The sequence below is a fragment of the Lentzea sp. NPDC036949 genome (genome assembly GCF_055608075.1).
The window spans coordinates 358,879-373,975 of the sequence record NZ_JBVJRA010000001.1; the positions used below are offsets into that span (position 1 = coordinate 358,879).

Sequence of the window (15,097 nt, forward strand, 5' to 3'; positions counted from 1 at the left end):
TGCTCAGGTCACGCTGTGACGCAGCGCTCTCGTCACCAGTTCCCCGTGCGGTGGAAGTTGTTGAGGCGGTCCAGGCACGGGGCGAGGTCCATGTCCTGGGCAGCTACCCATGAGTCGTCGTAGTAGGTGTTCGCGTAACGCTCGCCGCCGTCGCAGAGCAGGGTCACCACGCTGCCGCGGGTGCGCGACTGCCGCATCTGGGCCACGACCTGGAACGCACCCCACAGGTTCGTGCCGGTGGAGCCGCCGACCCGGCGTCCGAGCAGGTCCTCGACGTACCGGATCGTCGCCACCGACGCCGCGTCCGGGACCTTGATCATGCGGTCGATCACCTGGCCGACGAACGACGGCTCCACGCGCGGGCGCCCGATGCCCTCGATCCGCGAGCCGCGGGTGCCGACCAGGTCCGGGTTGCCGTCGCGCCAGGCGTCGAAGAACACCGAGTGCTCCGGGTCCACCACGGCCAGGCGCGTGTTCAGCTTGCGGTAGTGGATGTACCGGCCGATGGTCGCGGACGTGCCGCCCGTGCCGGCGCCGACGACGACCCACTCCGGTTCCGGCGACGGCTCCAGCCGCATCTGGTCGAAGATCGACTCGGCGATGTTGTTGTTCCCGCGCCAGTCGGTCGCGCGCTCGGCGTGCGTGAACTGGTCCATGAAGTGGCCGCCCAGCTCCGCGGCGAGGCGGCGGGACTCGTCGTAGAGCGCCGACGGGTCGTCGACGAAGTGGCACCGGCCGCCCTGGCGTTCGATCAGCGCGACCTTCTCCGCGGACGTCGACCGCGGCATCACGGCGATGAACGGCAGCCCCAGCAGCCGTGCGAAGTACGCCTCGGACACGGCCGTGGAACCGGAGGAGGCCTCGATCACGGGCGTCCCGCCGGTCACCCAGCCGTTGCAGATCGCGTAGAGGAACAGCGACCGCGCCAGCCGGTGCTTCAACGAGCCGGTCGGGTGCGTCGACTCGTCCTTGAGGTAGAGGTCGATGCCCCAGTCGAGCGGCAGCGGGTAGCGCAGCAGGTGCGTGTCCGCGCTGCGGTTCGCATCCGCCTCGATGATCCCGACGGCCTCACACACCCAGTGCCTGGTCCTGCTGCAACACCGGTCCACAGAAGTGCTCACACCGGGCACGATATCCGCGCCACGGGCTCACGCCTGGGTGACGGGACCTTCGTCACCGCGGAGCTGGGCGCGCAGCTTGTCCCGCTCGGCCCTGCGCACGGCGTCGCGCTCGTTCAGACCGGCGGCGACCCGCTCGCGCAGGCCCTTGAACACGAACAGCGACGCGGGCAGCGCCACCACGATGCCGACCACCAGCGCGACCAGCAGCGGGACCTTGAACAGCAGGAGAGCGCCCGTCACCACCGCGACGAGACCGAAGCGGGCCAGAACGTACAGGGTCACATCTCGAGCGAGCACCCGTTCAGGTTACGTCGCCTTCGTCGGAGGTGTTCGGCCGTCCTTCGAAACGGGTGGACAGCACCACCGTCGTGCGCGTTCGGGCAACGCCGGGGATGCGCCGCAACCTGCCCAGCGACTTCTCCAGGTCGTCCACCGTGGCCACCCGGACCTTGACGACGAACGACTCGTCGCCCGCCACCCGGTAGCAGGACTCGACCTCGATCAGCTCGGCCAGCTCGTCCGCGACCTCGTTGTCGTCCGCGGTGTCCGTGGGGTGGATGCCGATCAGCGCGGTCACGCCCAGGCCGACCGAGCTGGGGTCGACCACGGCGTGGTAGCCCACGATGACGCCGGCCGACTCGAGCTTGCCGACCCGCTCGTGCACCGCGGAGGCCGAGAGCCCGACCTGTCGGCCCAGGTCGGCGTAGGTGGCCCGCCCGTTGGCACGCAGCGCGGCGATGATCTGGCGATCAAGTGCATCCACCCGCGACACCCTATGCCTCGCACACGCGTGCACGTCGTCCCGGTCACAGTTGAAGTGCACGCGGGGAGCTTTCGTTCACCAGGAGAGCACGGGAGGGCCCCGCGTGCGGCCGTCAACGGGGGGAGTGTCCGAAACGCGTCGGTCGTCCCATTACTACCTCTTTACCAAAAAACAAGCGTTCGAGTACCTGACGGGTGAGATGCCACGATCGGACCGGAACGTCTGATCTGAGGAGGCAGTAGTGACTGCTGCAGCGACCGAGCGCCTGTTGACGCCTGGAGAAGTGGCCAACCTGTTCAGGGTCGACCCGAAGACCGTGACCCGGTGGGCGACCGCTGGACGCATCGGCTCGATCCGCACCCCTGGAGGACACCGCAGGTTCCGTGAGACCGAGGTGAAGGCGCTGCTCACGGAGCTCACGACCGAGGCGACCGAACCCGTCCGCCATTGAGACCGCGGCAATCCCCGTGCCGCGGGTAATCTCGTGGCAAAGGGAGGTGGCGACCAGATGATCTACCTGCTGGCGGTGATCGGTGCGCTCACCGTGGCTGTGCTCGTGTGGCGGGCGTTCGCCCCACAGCATTCGGAGTACACCCCGGGCCGCAAGGTGATCGCACCTGACGACGACCCGGAGTTCCTCCGCAAGCTCGACGAGCAGCGCAAACGCGACGAGTGAACGACAAGGGGCCCCGTTCCCGGGGCCCCTCTCGCGTGCTCTGACGACCAGCGCCTAGGTGTTGGGGAAGTCGTCCGCGACCACCGCGGCGAGCTCCAGCAGCGCCAGGCGCGTCTCCGGCGCGAGCTTGTCCAGCTCGATCTCGGCGCCTTCCTCCAGGTGCGCGTCGAACGGCATGCGGACCACGGACCGGCAGCGCTGCGCGAAGTGCGCGGAGAGCTTGTCCAGGTCGACCTTGCCGGACTTCGGCCGCACCGAGTTGATGACGCACACGGACTTGGCGACCAGTGCGCCGTAGCCGTGCGCCTCCAACCAGTCCAGCGTGGCCGCCGACGTCTGCGCGCCGTCGACCGACCCGGACGACACCAGGACCAGCGAGTCCGCCTCGTCCAGCACGCCCTTCATGGCCGAGTGCATCAGTCCGGTGCCGCAGTCGGTGAGCACGATGTTGTAGAAGTGCTCCAGCAACGCCACCGTGCGCCGGTAGTCGTCCTCGCTGAACGCCTCCGACACCGCCGGGTCCTGCTCGGAGGCGAGCACCTCCAGGCGGGACGGCGACTGCGAGGTGTACGCGCGCACGTCGCTGTACTTCGTGATCCGCGAAGCGTCGCGCAGCAGGTGCCGCACGGTCGCCGTGGTCTCCCGCGGGATCTTCAGCGCCAGCGTGCCGCGGTCCGGGTTCGCGTCCACGGCGATGACCCGGTCACCGCGCAGCGACGAGAACGTCGAGCCCAGCGTGGTGGTCGTCGTGGTCTTGCCGACGCCGCCCTTCAGCGACAGCATCGCGATCTTGTAGCACCCGCGCAGCGGCTGGTTGATCCGCGCGATCAGCTCACGCCGGCGCAGGTCCGCCGGGCTCTCGCCGAGGTTGATCAGGCCGCCGCTCATCGAGTGGAGCGACTTGCGCCAGCCGGACGACGGCGGGCGCTTCTCCTTCTTGATCAGCTGCTGCGACGAGACTTCCTGGGCCTGCGAGCGGTACTGCTGCTGCGGGAAGTTGTTCGGGTACTGCTGGCCGGCGAACTGGCCGTACTGGGCCGTGCTGTGCTGACCGGACTGGCCGCCGCCGACCTGGTGCGGCCCGGACTGGCCGGCCACCGGGTACGGCCCGGACTGCCCACCGGGCACCGGGTACGCGCCGGACTGCCCACCGGGCACCTGGTACGCGCCGGACTGCCCGCCGGGCACCTGGTAGGGCCCCGACTGGCCGCCCTGCACCGGGTACGCACCGGAGCCGCCCTGCACCGGGTACGCGCCCGACCCGCCGGGGACCTGGTACGCGCCGGAACCGTGCGGTGCCGGGTAGGGGCCTGACTGACCGCCGGCGACGGGGTACGCGCCGGACTGGCCGCTGATCTGCTGCGGACCGGACTGCTGCGGGTCGAGGTAGGCCGTCTGCGGGTCGACGTACTGCGGGCCCGAGCCCTGTTCCTCACCCGGTGGTTGCCGTGTCACCGCTGTGGCCCTCCCTGAGCAAGGAGGATCGAGACCTCCCCGACCCCCGGGTTGCGACGGTACGCAACCGGCAACGGTTCCATCGACGTGGGGGCTAACTCGTTAGAGACCCGCGTAGGAATGCAACCCGCTGGTGACCAAGTTGATGAAGAACAGGTTGAACACGTTCAGCGCGAACCCGGCCACGTTGATCCACGCGGCCCCGCGGCCACGCCAGCCGGCCGTCGCACGGGCGTGCAGGTAGGCCGCGTAGACGACCCACGACACGAACGCCACGGTCTCCTTGGGGTCCCAGCCCCAGAACCGGCCCCAGGCCGCCTCCGCCCAGATGGCGCCGCAGATGATGCCCGCGGTGAACAAGGGGAACGCCAGCACCGTCGTGCGGTAGGCCAGGCGGTCGAGCACGTCGGCCGACGGCAGCCTCGGCAGCCGGTCGTCCCTGCCGTCCTTCAGCAGGTAGAGGACCGAGGCCACACCGGGGATCAGCAGGACGCCGGACGAGATCGAGATCACCGAGACGTGGATCACGAGCCAGTACGAGCGCAGCGCCGGCTGCACGGGCGCGGACTCGGCGTAGAGCACCGTGCCGCCGAGGAACAGCAGCACCCAGATCGGCACCAGCACGAACGCGCCGAGGCGGCGGATGGGGAACTTCGCCATCAGCACGATCCACGCCACCACCGCGGCCAGGCACAGCAGCGACATGTACTCGTACATGTTGCCCCAGGGAGCCCGCCCCGCGGACAGGCCGCGCATGACCAGCGAACCCAGGTGCAGCACTGCGCCGAGCACGGTCAGCGCGGCACCCATGCGGCCGAACCGCTCCGGCCGCGAGACCTCGCGCCTGGTCGGTTCCTCGGCCGGTCCCGGGACCGGCGCACCGGCGCCCACCAGCGCCTCGGCCTTGCGCGGCGCCCGCGTGAAGGCCTGTTCGACCAGGTAGAACGCCATCGCGAAGAGGTAGACCCCGAGGGCGCTGCGGTACAGCCAGTCGCTGTAGGTCGCGAGTGTCTCGTTGACCGGCATCAGGACTTCTCCCCTATCAACACCGCGCGGGCCAGCCGCGTGAACTCCTCGCCGTATCCGGCCTGGTCAGTGCGGGCGAGGCCGCCGACCTCGACCAACGTACGCCCGTCCTCCCGAGGAGTCGCACGCACCCAGACGCGACGGCGCTTGACCGTGAGCGAGACGCCGAGCCCGAGGATGATCAGCACGGCGAACGCGAGCACGTACCCCTGGGTGGGGTCGTGCGAGACCTGCAACGACACCCAGTCGTTGACCGAGTCGAACCGGACCTTCGTGCCGTCGTCGAGCGCGATCTCCTCGCCCAGCGCGAGGTTCTTGCGCGCGACCTTCTGCAACCGGCCCTGCTCCACCAGCTCCTGATCGATCGAGAAGATCGACTGCCCGCGCCCGTCGTCCACGCCGAGGTCGCCGCGGTACACGTCGACGGCGACCATCGGGGCGTTCAGCGCGGGGAACTTCGAGTTCAGGATGTTGCCGTGCAGCAACGGCGTCGGCGCCAGCAGGCCGGTGACCGCGATCTGGTTCTTGCGCCGCTGCTCGGAGTCGGTGATGCCCGGCGGGTCGAACTTCGTCGCGCCCTCGGAGGCGAGCGTCAGCTGGTCGGTCGGCAGCCACTGGATGCCCTGCGTGCGCTTCTCCCCGTTGGGGAACGTCACCGTGAACGTGGGTGTGTAGCCGTGGCCGAGCAGGTAGAGCCGGTCGCCGCTGGTCCGCAGCGGGTGGTTGACCTGCAGCGTGTACGGCCGCCAGGTGTTCGTCTCCAGGTCGGCGCCGGACTGGTAGCGGATGTCGGCCTGGTAGCCGACGGGCTGACCGTTGTCGAGGTACTCGGCGGAGAACTTGCCGATCTCGACGCAGAACGGCGTGAGGTCGGTGCCGTCGATGCGCAGACCGGGCCGGAACTGGTCGTAGTTGAAGATGCCGCCGTTGCAGAACTGGCCGCCGTCGGCCTGGACGATGACCTGGCCCTCGTAGTTGTACATCTTGCCCAGCGCGAACGAGACGAGCAGCCCGAGCAGCGCGAAGTGGAAGACCAGGTTGCCGGTCTCGCGCAGGAACCCGCGCTCGGCGCTGACCGTGCCCTCGCCGGTCTCCATCCGCCAGCCGCGCATGGCCTTCTTCGCCCTGGCGACCGCCTCGTCCGGCGTGATGTCGAGCTCGGCCTGCGCGTGGTGCGGCATGCGGGAGAGGTTGCGCGGCGTCAGCACCGGCTTCGCGCGCATCTGCTTGAAGTACTCGACCGTGCGCGGCAGCAGGCAGCCGACGAGGCTCGTGAACAGCAGCAGGTAGATCGCCGCGAACCACGGCGTCGCGTAGACCTCGAAGAAGCCGAGGTCCTGCAGGAGCTCACCCCACCAGCCGCGTTCGCGGACGTAGTCGTCGACCCGCGCGGAGTTCAGCGACCGCTGCGGCAGCAACGCGCCGGGCATGGCCGCGAGCGCGAGGAGGAACAGCAGGGTGAGCGCGGTCCTCATGGAGGTGAGGCCGCGCCACGTGTTGCGCAGGAAGGCGGTCACTAGAGCGGCAACTCCACTACGTCGACGAACGAGTAGCGCAGCCACCCGACGAACTCACCCCAGAGCCCGGTGACGAGCGCGATGCCGACGAGGATCAGCAGCACCCCGCCGAAGACCTGCACCTGCCGCGCGTGCGCGCGCAGCCACTTCGTCACGCCCAGCGCCCACCGCGCCCCGAGCGCCAGCACCACGAACGGCAACCCGAGCCCCAGGCAGTAGGCCAGCACCAGCACCGCACCGCGCGCCGACATCGACCCGACCTCGGTGCTCTGCGCCACCGCCAGCACCCCGGCGAGCGTCGGCCCGAGGCACGGCGTCCACCCGAGCGCGAACACCGCACCGAGCAGCGGCGCCCCGACGAGCCCGGCCTTCGGCCTGCTGTGGAACCGCACGTCCTTCTGCAGCGCGGGCACCAGCCCGATGAACACGAGTCCCATGAGGATCGTGACGACGCCACCGATCCGCTGGAACAGGTCGGCGTTGAAGAGCAGCGCGTGCGAGACCCCGAGCACCGCCATCGACGCCAGCGCGAAGACCACGGTGAACCCGAGCACGAACAGCAACGACGCACCCGCGACCCGCCACCGCCCTGCCTTGGCCGGCTCGTTCGCCTCGACCCGCGGCGCCTCGGCCCCGACCAGTCCGGCCAGGTACGCCAGGTAGCCGGGCACCAGCGGCACCACGCACGGGGAGGCGAAGGAGATGAAGCCAGCGAGCAAGGCAACCCCGGTGGCCAGCAGCAACGGCCCGGAGATCGCCAGATCGGTGGGGTTCACACACCTCAGGGTAGGTAGTTGCCCAGATCACGCGACGACCGGTGTCACCTTCGGGTCGCGCCCTTGGGCCGGAAGTACCGACGATTGCCGCCTTGTGGGTGACAACACGTGTGCTTAGCGTCATCACATGCGACGTTCCCGGCTGATCTTCCCGGCGTTGACCGTCACCGCCCTGGCCCTCTTCGCCCAGTCCCCGGCCGGCGGCGCAGCCCCCGCGATGGAGTGGCGCGAGGTCTTCAACGAGGACGGCTCCATCACCCAGGCCCTCACCCCCAAGGCTCCCAAGGAAAGAGCCACCGACCTGCGCACACTGGCCGCGGCCGAGGTCGTCCCGGTCCAGGTGACCGGCGACTCGGCCGACCGCTTCGACCTCGTCTTCGTCGGCGACGGCTACACCGAGGCGGACCTGCCGACCTACACCGCGAACGTCCTGAGCAAGTGGACGGAGCTGTCCGCCGTGGAACCGTTCGCGTCCTACAAGGACTACTTCAACGTCTGGCAGGTCAACGTCGTCTCCGCGGAGTCCGGCGTGGACAACGACCCGGCCAAGGGCGTCGAGAGGAACACCGCACTGGACATGGGCTTCTGGTGCCAGGGCCGCGACCCGAACACCGAGCGCCTCCTGTGCGTGAACGAGACGAAGGCCAAGCAGTTCGCCGCCCTCGCCCCCGCCGCCGACCAGGTCATCGCCCTCGGCAACACCGCGAAGTACGGCGGCGCAGGCGGTTCCGTCGCCACCGCCGCCGGCTCCAACGACCAGGCGGGCCAGATCGCCGTCCACGAGCTCGGCCACTCCATCGGCGGCCTCGCCGACGAGTACGACTACCCCTACGCCACCTACACGGGTTCCGAACCGCGCGAGGTCAACGTCACCAAGGACCCGACCGGCGCACTGAAGTGGTCGGCCCACCTCGGCCAGCCCTCCCCGGACGGCGGCGTGATCGCACCGGTCGAGGGTGCCCGGTACTACAAGAACGGGCTGTACCGGCCGACCCAGAACTCGATCATGCGCACGCTGGGCAAGGAGTTCAACTCGATCGGGCGGGAGGCGATGGTGAAGGCGTTCAAGGCCAAGATCCCGTCGCTGACCACCCCGACCGCACCGGCACCGGTCAGCTGACCGAGTGCCGCAGCCCCGCCCATCCCCCGCTCCCTGAAAGTCACGCGGGGACCCCACGTACCCCTGGAGGGCACGCGGGGACCCTACGTACCCCTGAAAAGTCACGCGGGGGCCCTACGTTCCCCTGGAGGGAACGCGGGGCCCCCGCGTGACGTGCGGATGCGGAGGCAGGGTCACTCCTTGGCGAGTTCCTCCACCACGGGCTTGAGGTCCGACTCCAGCACCGCCTGCAGGAACACCGCCGCGACCCGGTGCTCCTTGTCGAGCACGAACGTCGACGGCACCGAGTTGGGCGACAACCCCTTGAACACGTTGATGAAGCTGCGTCCCGACGGGTCGTAGATGGACGGGTAGGTCAGCTTCCGGACCTTCATGAAGTCCCGCGGGTGTTCCGGCGAGGTCTCCTTCACGTCGATTCCGATGACCTGCGTCCCCGCCTCGTACAGCTTCTGCATCTCCGGCGCCTCGGTGCGGCAGGGCCCGCACCAGGCTCCCCAGATGTTGACCACGACGGGCTTGCCCGCGTAGTCGGAGAGCCGGACCGTCTTGCCGGGCTCCAGCAGCGACTCGCCTTCGAGGCCCTTGAGGGGTTTGCGGTCCGCGACCTCGTAGCGGAGGTTCACCTGGCCGCCGGGGGCGACGAGGTAGAAGTCGCCGCCGCCGACCTGGGACGCGTCCTTGCCGACGGTGCAGCCCGAGACGAGCAGGAGCAGCACGAGCAGGCGTTTCATGCCCCGGTCACCCGCGGGTTCGTGGCGCCGGCCGGCTCGGAGTACCGGATGCGCACCAGCTGTTCGCCCTCGAAGTGCAGGGAGGTCAGGGAAGCGAGCGAGCACTCGCGCCTGCGCGGGTCGTGCCACATGCGCTTGCCCTCCAGGAACCGGCGGACGGTCCAGATCGGCAGCTGGTGGGACACGCAGACGGCCTCGTGGCCCTCGGCGGCGACGCGGGCGCGCTGGATGGCGCCGAGCATGCGGTGGGCGATCTCGATGTACGGCTCGCCCCAGGAGGGCTTGAACGGGTTCACGAGCTTCGGCCAGTGCTCCGGGGAGCGCAGGGCGCCGTCGCCGACGGAGACCTTCAGGCCCTCGAACTGGTTGTCCGCCTCGATCAGGCGCTCGTCGGTGGCGAGCTCCAGGCGGTGGGAGTCGGCGATCGGTGCCGCGGTCTGCTGGGCGCGGTCGAGCGGGGACGCGACGACGTGCACGACGTCGTGGTCGGCGAGGTGCTCGGCCACGGTCAGCGCCTGCTTCTGGCCGCGTTCGGACAGCTTGAAGCCGGGGATGCGGCCGTAGAGGATGCCGGTCGGGTTGTGCACCTCGCCGTGGCGGAGCAGGTGGACGACGGTGCTGGTCACTTGCGGGCCTCCTTGGCGGCGCGGGCCGCGTGGGGCAGCGCGTCGGCGATCACGGCGAACTCCTCTTCACCCAGTGCGGCGTTGACGAACCACGCCTCGAACGCCGACGGCGGCGCGTAGACACCGCGGTCGAGCAGGGCGTGGAAGAACGGCGGGAAGCGCCACGTCTCGCACGCCTGGGCGCCCGCGTAGTCCTTCACCTCTTCAGAACCGAAGAACACGCTCACCAGGTTCCCGGCGAACTGCACGCGGTGCTCGACGCCCGCCTCGGTCAGCGCGGCGGTGAACAGCGCGCCCAGGCGGGTCGCGTTGCGGTCCAGCGCCTGGTAGACGTCCTCGTCGGCGGCGCGCAGCGTGGCCAGGCCGGCCGCCACGGCCACGGGGTTCCCGGACAGGGTGCCCGCCTGGTAGACGGGGCCGGAGGGCGCCAGGCGGGCCATCACGTCCGCGCGACCGCCGAACGCCGCAGCGGGCAGCCCGCCGGACATGACCTTGCCGAACGTGTAGAGGTCGCCCTTGACCCGCTCCAGGCCGTACCAGCCGGCGCGCGAGACGCGGAAGCCGGTCATGACCTCGTCCATGATCAGCAACGCACCGTCGGCGTCGCAGAGGTCGCGCAGGCCCTGGTTGAAGTCGGCGAGCGGGGCTACGGCACCCATGTTGCCCGCCGCGGCCTCGGTGATCACGCAGGCGATCTCGCCGGGGTTCTCCGCGAACGCCGCGCGCACCGCCTCGATGTCGTTGTACGGCAGCACCAGCGTGTCCGCGGCCTGCGCGCCCGTGACGCCGGGCGAGGTCGGCAGGCCCAGCGTGGCGACGCCGGAGCCGGCCTGGGCCAGCAGCGCGTCGACGTGGCCGTGGTAGCAGCCGGCGAACTTGATGACCTTGCGGCGCTCGGTGAAGCCGCGAGCGAGGCGGATCGCGCTCATCGTGGCCTCGGTGCCGGAGTTGACCAGCCGGACTTGGCGGACCGGCTCGACCCGGTCGACGATCTCGGCCGCGAGGTCGATCTCCCCCTCGGTCGGCGTGCCGAACGACAGGCCGTGGACCGCGGCCTTCTGCACCGCTTCGACAACGGCGGGGTGGGCATGGCCGAGGATCATCGGGCCCCACGACGACACCAGGTCGACGTAGCGGTTGCCGTCGGCGTCCCACAGGTGCGGGCCCTCGCCGCGGACCATGAACCGCGGCGTGCCGCCGACGGAGTGGAACGCCCGCACCGGAGAGTTGACCCCGCCGGGGGTCAGCGTCGACGCGCGCTCGAACAGGGCCTGGGATCGACTCGCAGTCACGTACCCCAGTCTCACACGTCGGCGTCGGCGGCTTTCCCCGGCCGGGTGCGCGCGGCCAGCACGAGCTGGCGGACCGCGTCGAGCAGCAGGATCGCGGACACCGTGACGGCGGCGACGGCCGTGCCCAGCCAGTTGCCCTCGTAGCGGGTCGAGATCAGCGGGTCGCGGCCTTCGAGCGGGTAGGCGAGCGTGCTGATGCCCCGGTTCCACGCCCAGACGGCGACCAGCACGAGGACGACGGCCACCACCAGCTCCCCGGCGGCGATCAGGGCGCGTTTGGGCTGGTGGAGGTCGGGGGCGGGCTGCGTGGCGGGGTACGGGCCCTGCGCGAGGGCCGCCGCGTGGGAGCGCTCCTCCGCGGTGGGCTCGAACTCCTCGGCCAGCTCGGCGGGCCCGCCACCGGCGGGCACGGGCGACCCGGCACCGGCCGCTCCGGCCGCGGTCGCCCCGGTCCCGGTCGCCCCGGTCCCGGTCGCCCCGGTTCCAGTCGCCTCGGTCCCGGCCGACCCGGTCCCCGGCGTCTCGGTGTCCGACGACCCGGTGTCCGACCTCGCCTCTGTCACGTCGCTCACCCTCTCACGACCTTGAGCAGCGCGGCGACCAAGGCTTCCGGATCGCGCGCCCACCCGAGCACCACGGTGCCGTCGAGCAGCCGCAACGGCACGGCGGTCGTCCCCTTGGGCACCGACCAGCCACCGCCGAGCACCCGCGCCCCGGTCGGCGCGCCCACGTCGCGGAACGCCTCGACCATCGCAACCGGCAGGCGTTCCCGCCCGAACTGCACGTCCTCGGTCGTGAGCCGCACGCTGCCGACCTTGCGCCGCCCGTTGACCCACAGGAACGCGGCCAGCAGCAGCCCGAGGCCCACGATCGTCCACAGCGCGACGGACGCGGGCCCGGTGATCAGCTCGACCAGGTAGCCCGCGACGGCGAACGCCGGCCCCCACACCAGCGGCCACCGGCTGCCGCCGGACTCCTGGTACAGGGGCACTAACGCACGTACCTGTTCGACGCCGGCATGAACTGCAGCACCACGGCCGCGACGGTCAGCCCCATCACCAGCAGCGTCAGCAGCACCCCCGGCTGCCACGAGTCGGCGCGCACGGCGAACAGCAGCGTGCCGATCATGTTCAGCAACCCGAGCGCGCCGAGGATGGTCAGCAGGATTCGCGCCCAGTTCTGCCCGTTGCGCAGCACGACCGCGAACGCCACGTACGGCGCTGCCGCCACGAGCATGCCGAAGCCCGCGAACACCGCGATCGTCGTCACGCCCAGCTCAGCCGCCTGCCGGTCGTCCTCCCTGATCGTCGAGTCACCGATCAGCGCGTCGGCGTTGCCGAGGATCAGCACCGGCAGCACGGCGACGGCGAGGACCGCGGCGGCGATCCAGGTCCACATCGCCGCGGTGATCGTCGCCGGTCGCGGCGGCGCCAGCTCCTGGGGCAGCACCGGGGTCAGCGGTGCCATCGACCAGGCCGGGTTGTGCACCGGCTGCACCTGGTACTGGCTCGTCGGCTGCGGGTACTGGCCGGCCTCGTAGGGCGCCGCCTGGTACTGGCCGGGGTTCTGCCACTGCTCCGGGTTCTGCCAGGAGCCCTGCGGATCGCTCACTCGTCACGCACCTCCGCGAACCACTGTGCCGTACGCGACTGCCACGTGAAGACGATTGCGACGGAGATGAGCAGCAACGTGACCAGGTTCGCCGCGCTCACCCCGAGGAACAGCAGCCAGACCATGTGCACGACCGCGATCACCGACAACGCGATCCGAGCCCACTTCCTGCGACGCAGGAACGCGCGGGTCAGCCAGGCGTAGGCGGCCGCGAACAGCACGGCGATCACGGTGAGGGTCGTCAGGAAGCTCGTGACCTGCCCGGACGTCCACCTCGTGAGCTCCTGCACCTGCCCGCGCTGGAACCACAGCCCCGCGGTCACTAACAGCACGAACACGGCGATGGCGAGCCACAGCCCGACCGCGGTCCGCACCGTCCTGGGCGTTCCGGTGTCCTCCAGCGGTTCCTTCACAGCGCCTGCTCACGGGTGAGGTAGTCGGTGGACTGGCGGAAGAACAGCAGCGCGAGACCACCCAGCGCGATCACGACGACGACCAGCCCGAGCAGGTTGTCGACGAACAGCTGGAAGAACAGCGCGATCATCAGCGTGATGAACAGGCTCGTGCGGCTCCTGCGCGAGCCCTGGCGGACCCGGTTGCCGAAGAACACCGCCAGCGCGGCCAGCAGCACGTTCACGCCGAGCGCGACCAGCAGCACCGTCGGCACCAGGTCGGCGATCTCCTGCGCGGTGAGCCCTTGGTCGGTGTTCGCCTTCACCTGGGCGTCGATGAGCACCTGCCGGTTGACCCACAGGAAGAGCGAGGTGAGCACGACGAACGCCATGCCGACCACGACCAGCCAGAACCCCGCGGTGATCGTGCCGGGAGCACCCGACCGCTTCGGAGACGTCACGGTCGGAACTTAGGGCCGCAGGAAGTCGGTGTCCACCGCGACGCGCGTCCTGAAGTGCGCGGACGACCGCCACATCAGCACGATCGCGGTGGCGTCCAGACCGGCGGTGACGACCGTGACCACCAGGTCGACCGGCCGCAGCACCACACCGACCTCGGCGGCGATCCCACTGGCCCAGGCGAACACCCGGAACACTCCGAAGAGGACGGACGCGGCGCCGATCGCGGTCAGCACGACGCGGGCCCAGTTCTTCCCGCGTGCCATGGTGTTCGCGAGCCGGGTGTAGGCCAGCAGCACGGCCGTGACGATCAGCAGTCCGAACAGGATGCCACCGTTGACGCCGGCGTCGACCTGGTCCTGGCCCATCCCGGGGTTCTGCCGCCGGGCCTCCGCCACGAGCGTCTCGCGGTCGAACAGCTCGGCGACGAACCGCACCATCCCGAGCAGCGCGCTGGAGATCCACAACCAGCGCGCCGCGTTCACGAGCTTCGGGACGGGCGGTGGAGCGGTTACCGGTCCAACCACCGCGCGGCTTCCACGGCCCAGTAGGTCAGCACGATGTCGGCACCGGCGCGCCGGATCGACGTCAGCGACTCGAGGATCGACCGCTCGCGCTCGATCCAGCCGTTCGCGGCGGCGGCCTCGATCATCGCGTACTCGCCGGAGATCTGGTACGCCGCGACGGGGACGTCCGACACCTCGGCGACCGCGCGCAGCACGTCCAGGTACAGCAGCGCCGGCTTCACCATGACCATGTCCGCGCCCTCGGCGAGGTCGAGCTGCACCTCGCGCATCGCCTCACGGGCGTTGGCCGGGTCCTGCTGGTAGGTCTTGCGGTCACCGGCGAGCTGCGACTCGACGGCCTCGCGGAACGGGCCGTAGAACGCCGAGGCGTACTTGACCGCGTAGGCGAGGATGCCGGTGTCGGCGAAGCCCGCGGCGTCCAGGGCGTTGCGGATGAACGCGACCTGGCCGTCCATCATGCCGCTGGGGCCGACGACGTGGGCACCGGCGCGGGCCTGGGCCACGGCCAGCTCGCCGTAGGCCTGCAGGGTGGCGTCGTTGTCCACGGTGCCGTCGGCGGCGAGCACGCCGCAGTGGCCGTGGTCGGTGAACTCGTCGAGGCAGCAGTCCGACATCAGCACGGTGCTGTCGCCCAGCTCCGCGCGCAGGTCGACCAGCGCGGCGTTGAGGATGCCGTCCGGGTCGGTGCCGGCGGAGCCGACGGCGTCGCGCTCGGCCGGGACGCCGAACAGCATGATGCCGCCGACGCCCGCCTGCACGGCCTCGACCGCGGCTTTGCGCAGCGAGTCACGGGTGTGCTGGAGAACGCCGGGCATGCTCGTGATCTCGGCCGGCTCGCGCAGGCCCTCCTTGACGAACATCGGCAGGATCAGCTGCCGGGGGCGCACCTCGGTCTCGGACACGAGGCGGCGCATGGCGGGCGTCGTGCGCAGACGCCGGGGCCGGTGCAGTGGGTACATCGCTTGACTCCCTGACTTCAAGAGAGTCGAAGGGGCCACCCAAAGG

20 protein-coding genes are annotated in these 15,097 nt (G+C 70.4%); 3 read left to right on the top strand and 17 right to left on the bottom strand.

The window, feature by feature from the left end:
* Positions 1-32: 32 nt before the first annotated feature.
* From cds1 to ACZ7CD_RS01835, 3 genes are read right to left on the bottom strand one after another with little or no spacing between them, the layout of a single operon-like run.
* Positions 33-1,121, bottom strand: coding sequence for an L-cysteine desulfhydrase Cds1 (gene cds1, locus ACZ7CD_RS01825; RefSeq protein ID WP_360399771.1), 1,089 nt, complete (start codon positions 1,119-1,121; stop codon positions 33-35).
* A 27-nt stretch (positions 1,122-1,148) separates the two neighbouring features.
* On the bottom strand, positions 1,149-1,418 hold the full coding sequence (locus tag ACZ7CD_RS01830) for a DUF4229 domain-containing protein (protein ID WP_360399774.1): 270 nt from the start codon (positions 1,416-1,418) through the stop codon (positions 1,149-1,151).
* Positions 1,419-1,422: 4 nt separating this feature from the next.
* Positions 1,423-1,884, bottom strand: a complete 462-nt coding sequence (locus ACZ7CD_RS01835) for an Lrp/AsnC family transcriptional regulator (RefSeq protein WP_360399777.1) — start codon at positions 1,882-1,884, stop codon at positions 1,423-1,425.
* Positions 1,885-2,125: 241 nt separating this feature from the next.
* Between ACZ7CD_RS01835 and ACZ7CD_RS01840 the strand changes: the two genes are divergently transcribed.
* Entirely contained in the window at positions 2,126-2,335 is a 210-nt protein-coding gene (locus ACZ7CD_RS01840; protein ID WP_053737033.1) for a BldC family transcriptional regulator, read from the top strand.
* 57 nt (positions 2,336-2,392) lie between these two features.
* Complete coding sequence (locus ACZ7CD_RS01845) at positions 2,393-2,560, top strand: hypothetical protein (protein ID WP_086667950.1); 168 nt, start codon at positions 2,393-2,395, stop codon at positions 2,558-2,560.
* Positions 2,561-2,614: 54 nt separating this feature from the next.
* On the opposite strand, the gene ACZ7CD_RS01850 is transcribed toward ACZ7CD_RS01845, so the two are convergent.
* The 4 genes from ACZ7CD_RS01850 to ACZ7CD_RS01865 form a co-directional block, all read right to left on the bottom strand.
* Positions 2,615-4,015: a MinD/ParA family ATP-binding protein gene (locus ACZ7CD_RS01850; protein ID WP_470373065.1), complete on the bottom strand. Its 1,401-nt coding sequence runs from the start codon at positions 4,013-4,015 to the stop codon at positions 2,615-2,617.
* Between the two features lie 102 nt (positions 4,016-4,117).
* A complete protein-coding gene (gene ccsB / locus ACZ7CD_RS01855; protein ID WP_360399785.1) occupies positions 4,118-5,041 on the bottom strand; it encodes a c-type cytochrome biogenesis protein CcsB in 924 nt (307 codons plus the stop codon).
* On the bottom strand, positions 5,041-6,516 hold the full coding sequence (gene resB / locus ACZ7CD_RS01860) for a cytochrome c biogenesis protein ResB (RefSeq protein WP_360399911.1): 1,476 nt from the start codon (positions 6,514-6,516) through the stop codon (positions 5,041-5,043). The genes ccsB and resB overlap by 1 nt, the downstream gene beginning before the upstream one ends.
* A gap of 41 nt (positions 6,517-6,557) precedes the next feature.
* Positions 6,558-7,334: a cytochrome c biogenesis CcdA family protein gene (locus tag ACZ7CD_RS01865; RefSeq protein ID WP_458430123.1), complete on the bottom strand. Its 777-nt coding sequence runs from the start codon at positions 7,332-7,334 to the stop codon at positions 6,558-6,560.
* A gap of 127 nt (positions 7,335-7,461) precedes the next feature.
* On the opposite strand from ACZ7CD_RS01865, the gene ACZ7CD_RS01870 reads away from it, so the two are divergent.
* Positions 7,462-8,454 carry a M64 family metallopeptidase gene (locus ACZ7CD_RS01870; protein ID WP_470369926.1) on the top strand — a complete coding sequence of 331 codons (993 nt, stop codon included), beginning with the start codon at positions 7,462-7,464 and terminating at the stop codon, positions 8,452-8,454.
* A gap of 173 nt (positions 8,455-8,627) precedes the next feature.
* Here the strand turns inward: ACZ7CD_RS01870 and ACZ7CD_RS01875 are convergent, their stop codons facing one another.
* Genes ACZ7CD_RS01875 through hemB form a run of 10 tightly spaced genes read right to left on the bottom strand, consistent with a single transcriptional unit; the run spans position 8,628 to position 15,051 of the window.
* Complete coding sequence (locus ACZ7CD_RS01875; RefSeq protein ID WP_360399793.1) at positions 8,628-9,185, bottom strand: TlpA family protein disulfide reductase; 558 nt, start codon at positions 9,183-9,185, stop codon at positions 8,628-8,630.
* Entirely contained in the window at positions 9,182-9,811 is a 630-nt protein-coding gene (locus ACZ7CD_RS01880) for a histidine phosphatase family protein (protein WP_360399796.1), read from the bottom strand. The genes ACZ7CD_RS01875 and ACZ7CD_RS01880 overlap by 4 nt, the downstream gene beginning before the upstream one ends.
* The gene (gene hemL, locus ACZ7CD_RS01885) at positions 9,808-11,103 is read right to left on the bottom strand and encodes a glutamate-1-semialdehyde 2,1-aminomutase (protein WP_360399798.1); all 1,296 of its coding nucleotides are present in this window, start codon (positions 11,101-11,103) and stop codon (positions 9,808-9,810) included. Before hemL ends, ACZ7CD_RS01880 begins: the two co-directional genes overlap by 4 nt.
* 11 nt (positions 11,104-11,114) lie before the next feature.
* The gene (locus tag ACZ7CD_RS01890) at positions 11,115-11,675 is read right to left on the bottom strand and encodes a hypothetical protein (protein WP_470378159.1); all 561 of its coding nucleotides are present in this window, start codon (positions 11,673-11,675) and stop codon (positions 11,115-11,117) included.
* Complete coding sequence (locus ACZ7CD_RS01895) at positions 11,672-12,094, bottom strand: hypothetical protein (protein ID WP_470373063.1); 423 nt, start codon at positions 12,092-12,094, stop codon at positions 11,672-11,674. The genes ACZ7CD_RS01890 and ACZ7CD_RS01895 overlap by 4 nt, the downstream gene beginning before the upstream one ends.
* Entirely contained in the window at positions 12,094-12,714 is a 621-nt protein-coding gene (locus tag ACZ7CD_RS01900; protein ID WP_360399807.1) for a hypothetical protein, read from the bottom strand. Before ACZ7CD_RS01900 ends, ACZ7CD_RS01895 begins: the two co-directional genes overlap by 1 nt.
* Positions 12,711-13,127: a hypothetical protein gene (locus ACZ7CD_RS01905; protein ID WP_470378160.1), complete on the bottom strand. Its 417-nt coding sequence runs from the start codon at positions 13,125-13,127 to the stop codon at positions 12,711-12,713. Before ACZ7CD_RS01905 ends, ACZ7CD_RS01900 begins: the two co-directional genes overlap by 4 nt.
* A complete protein-coding gene (locus tag ACZ7CD_RS01910) occupies positions 13,124-13,567 on the bottom strand; it encodes a hypothetical protein (protein ID WP_458430116.1) in 444 nt (147 codons plus the stop codon). Before ACZ7CD_RS01910 ends, ACZ7CD_RS01905 begins: the two co-directional genes overlap by 4 nt.
* Positions 13,568-13,576: 9 nt before the next feature.
* Positions 13,577-14,092, bottom strand: coding sequence for a hypothetical protein (locus tag ACZ7CD_RS01915; RefSeq protein ID WP_360399816.1), 516 nt, complete (start codon positions 14,090-14,092; stop codon positions 13,577-13,579).
* Complete coding sequence (gene hemB / locus ACZ7CD_RS01920; protein WP_458430115.1) at positions 14,077-15,051, bottom strand: porphobilinogen synthase; 975 nt, start codon at positions 15,049-15,051, stop codon at positions 14,077-14,079. Before hemB ends, ACZ7CD_RS01915 begins: the two co-directional genes overlap by 16 nt.
* Positions 15,052-15,097: the final 46 nt, after the last annotated feature.

Bases quoted from the DNA above. Each gene is read 5' to 3' on its own strand.
- ACZ7CD_RS01845 (WP_086667950.1), top strand. From the start codon at position 2,393: ATGATCTACCTGCTGGCGGTGATCGGTGCGCTCACCGTGGCTGTGCTC.
- ccsB (WP_360399785.1), bottom strand. From the start codon at position 5,041: ATGCCGGTCAACGAGACACTCGCGACCTACAGCGACTGGCTGTACCGC.
- resB (WP_360399911.1), bottom strand. From the start codon at position 6,516: ATGAGGACCGCGCTCACCCTGCTGTTCCTCCTCGCGCTCGCGGCCATG.
- ACZ7CD_RS01870 (WP_470369926.1), top strand. From the start codon at position 7,462: ATGCGACGTTCCCGGCTGATCTTCCCGGCGTTGACCGTCACCGCCCTG.
- ACZ7CD_RS01875 (WP_360399793.1), bottom strand. From the start codon at position 9,185: ATGAAACGCCTGCTCGTGCTGCTCCTGCTCGTCTCGGGCTGCACCGTC.
- hemB (WP_458430115.1), bottom strand. From the start codon at position 15,051: ATGTACCCACTGCACCGGCCCCGGCGTCTGCGCACGACGCCCGCCATG.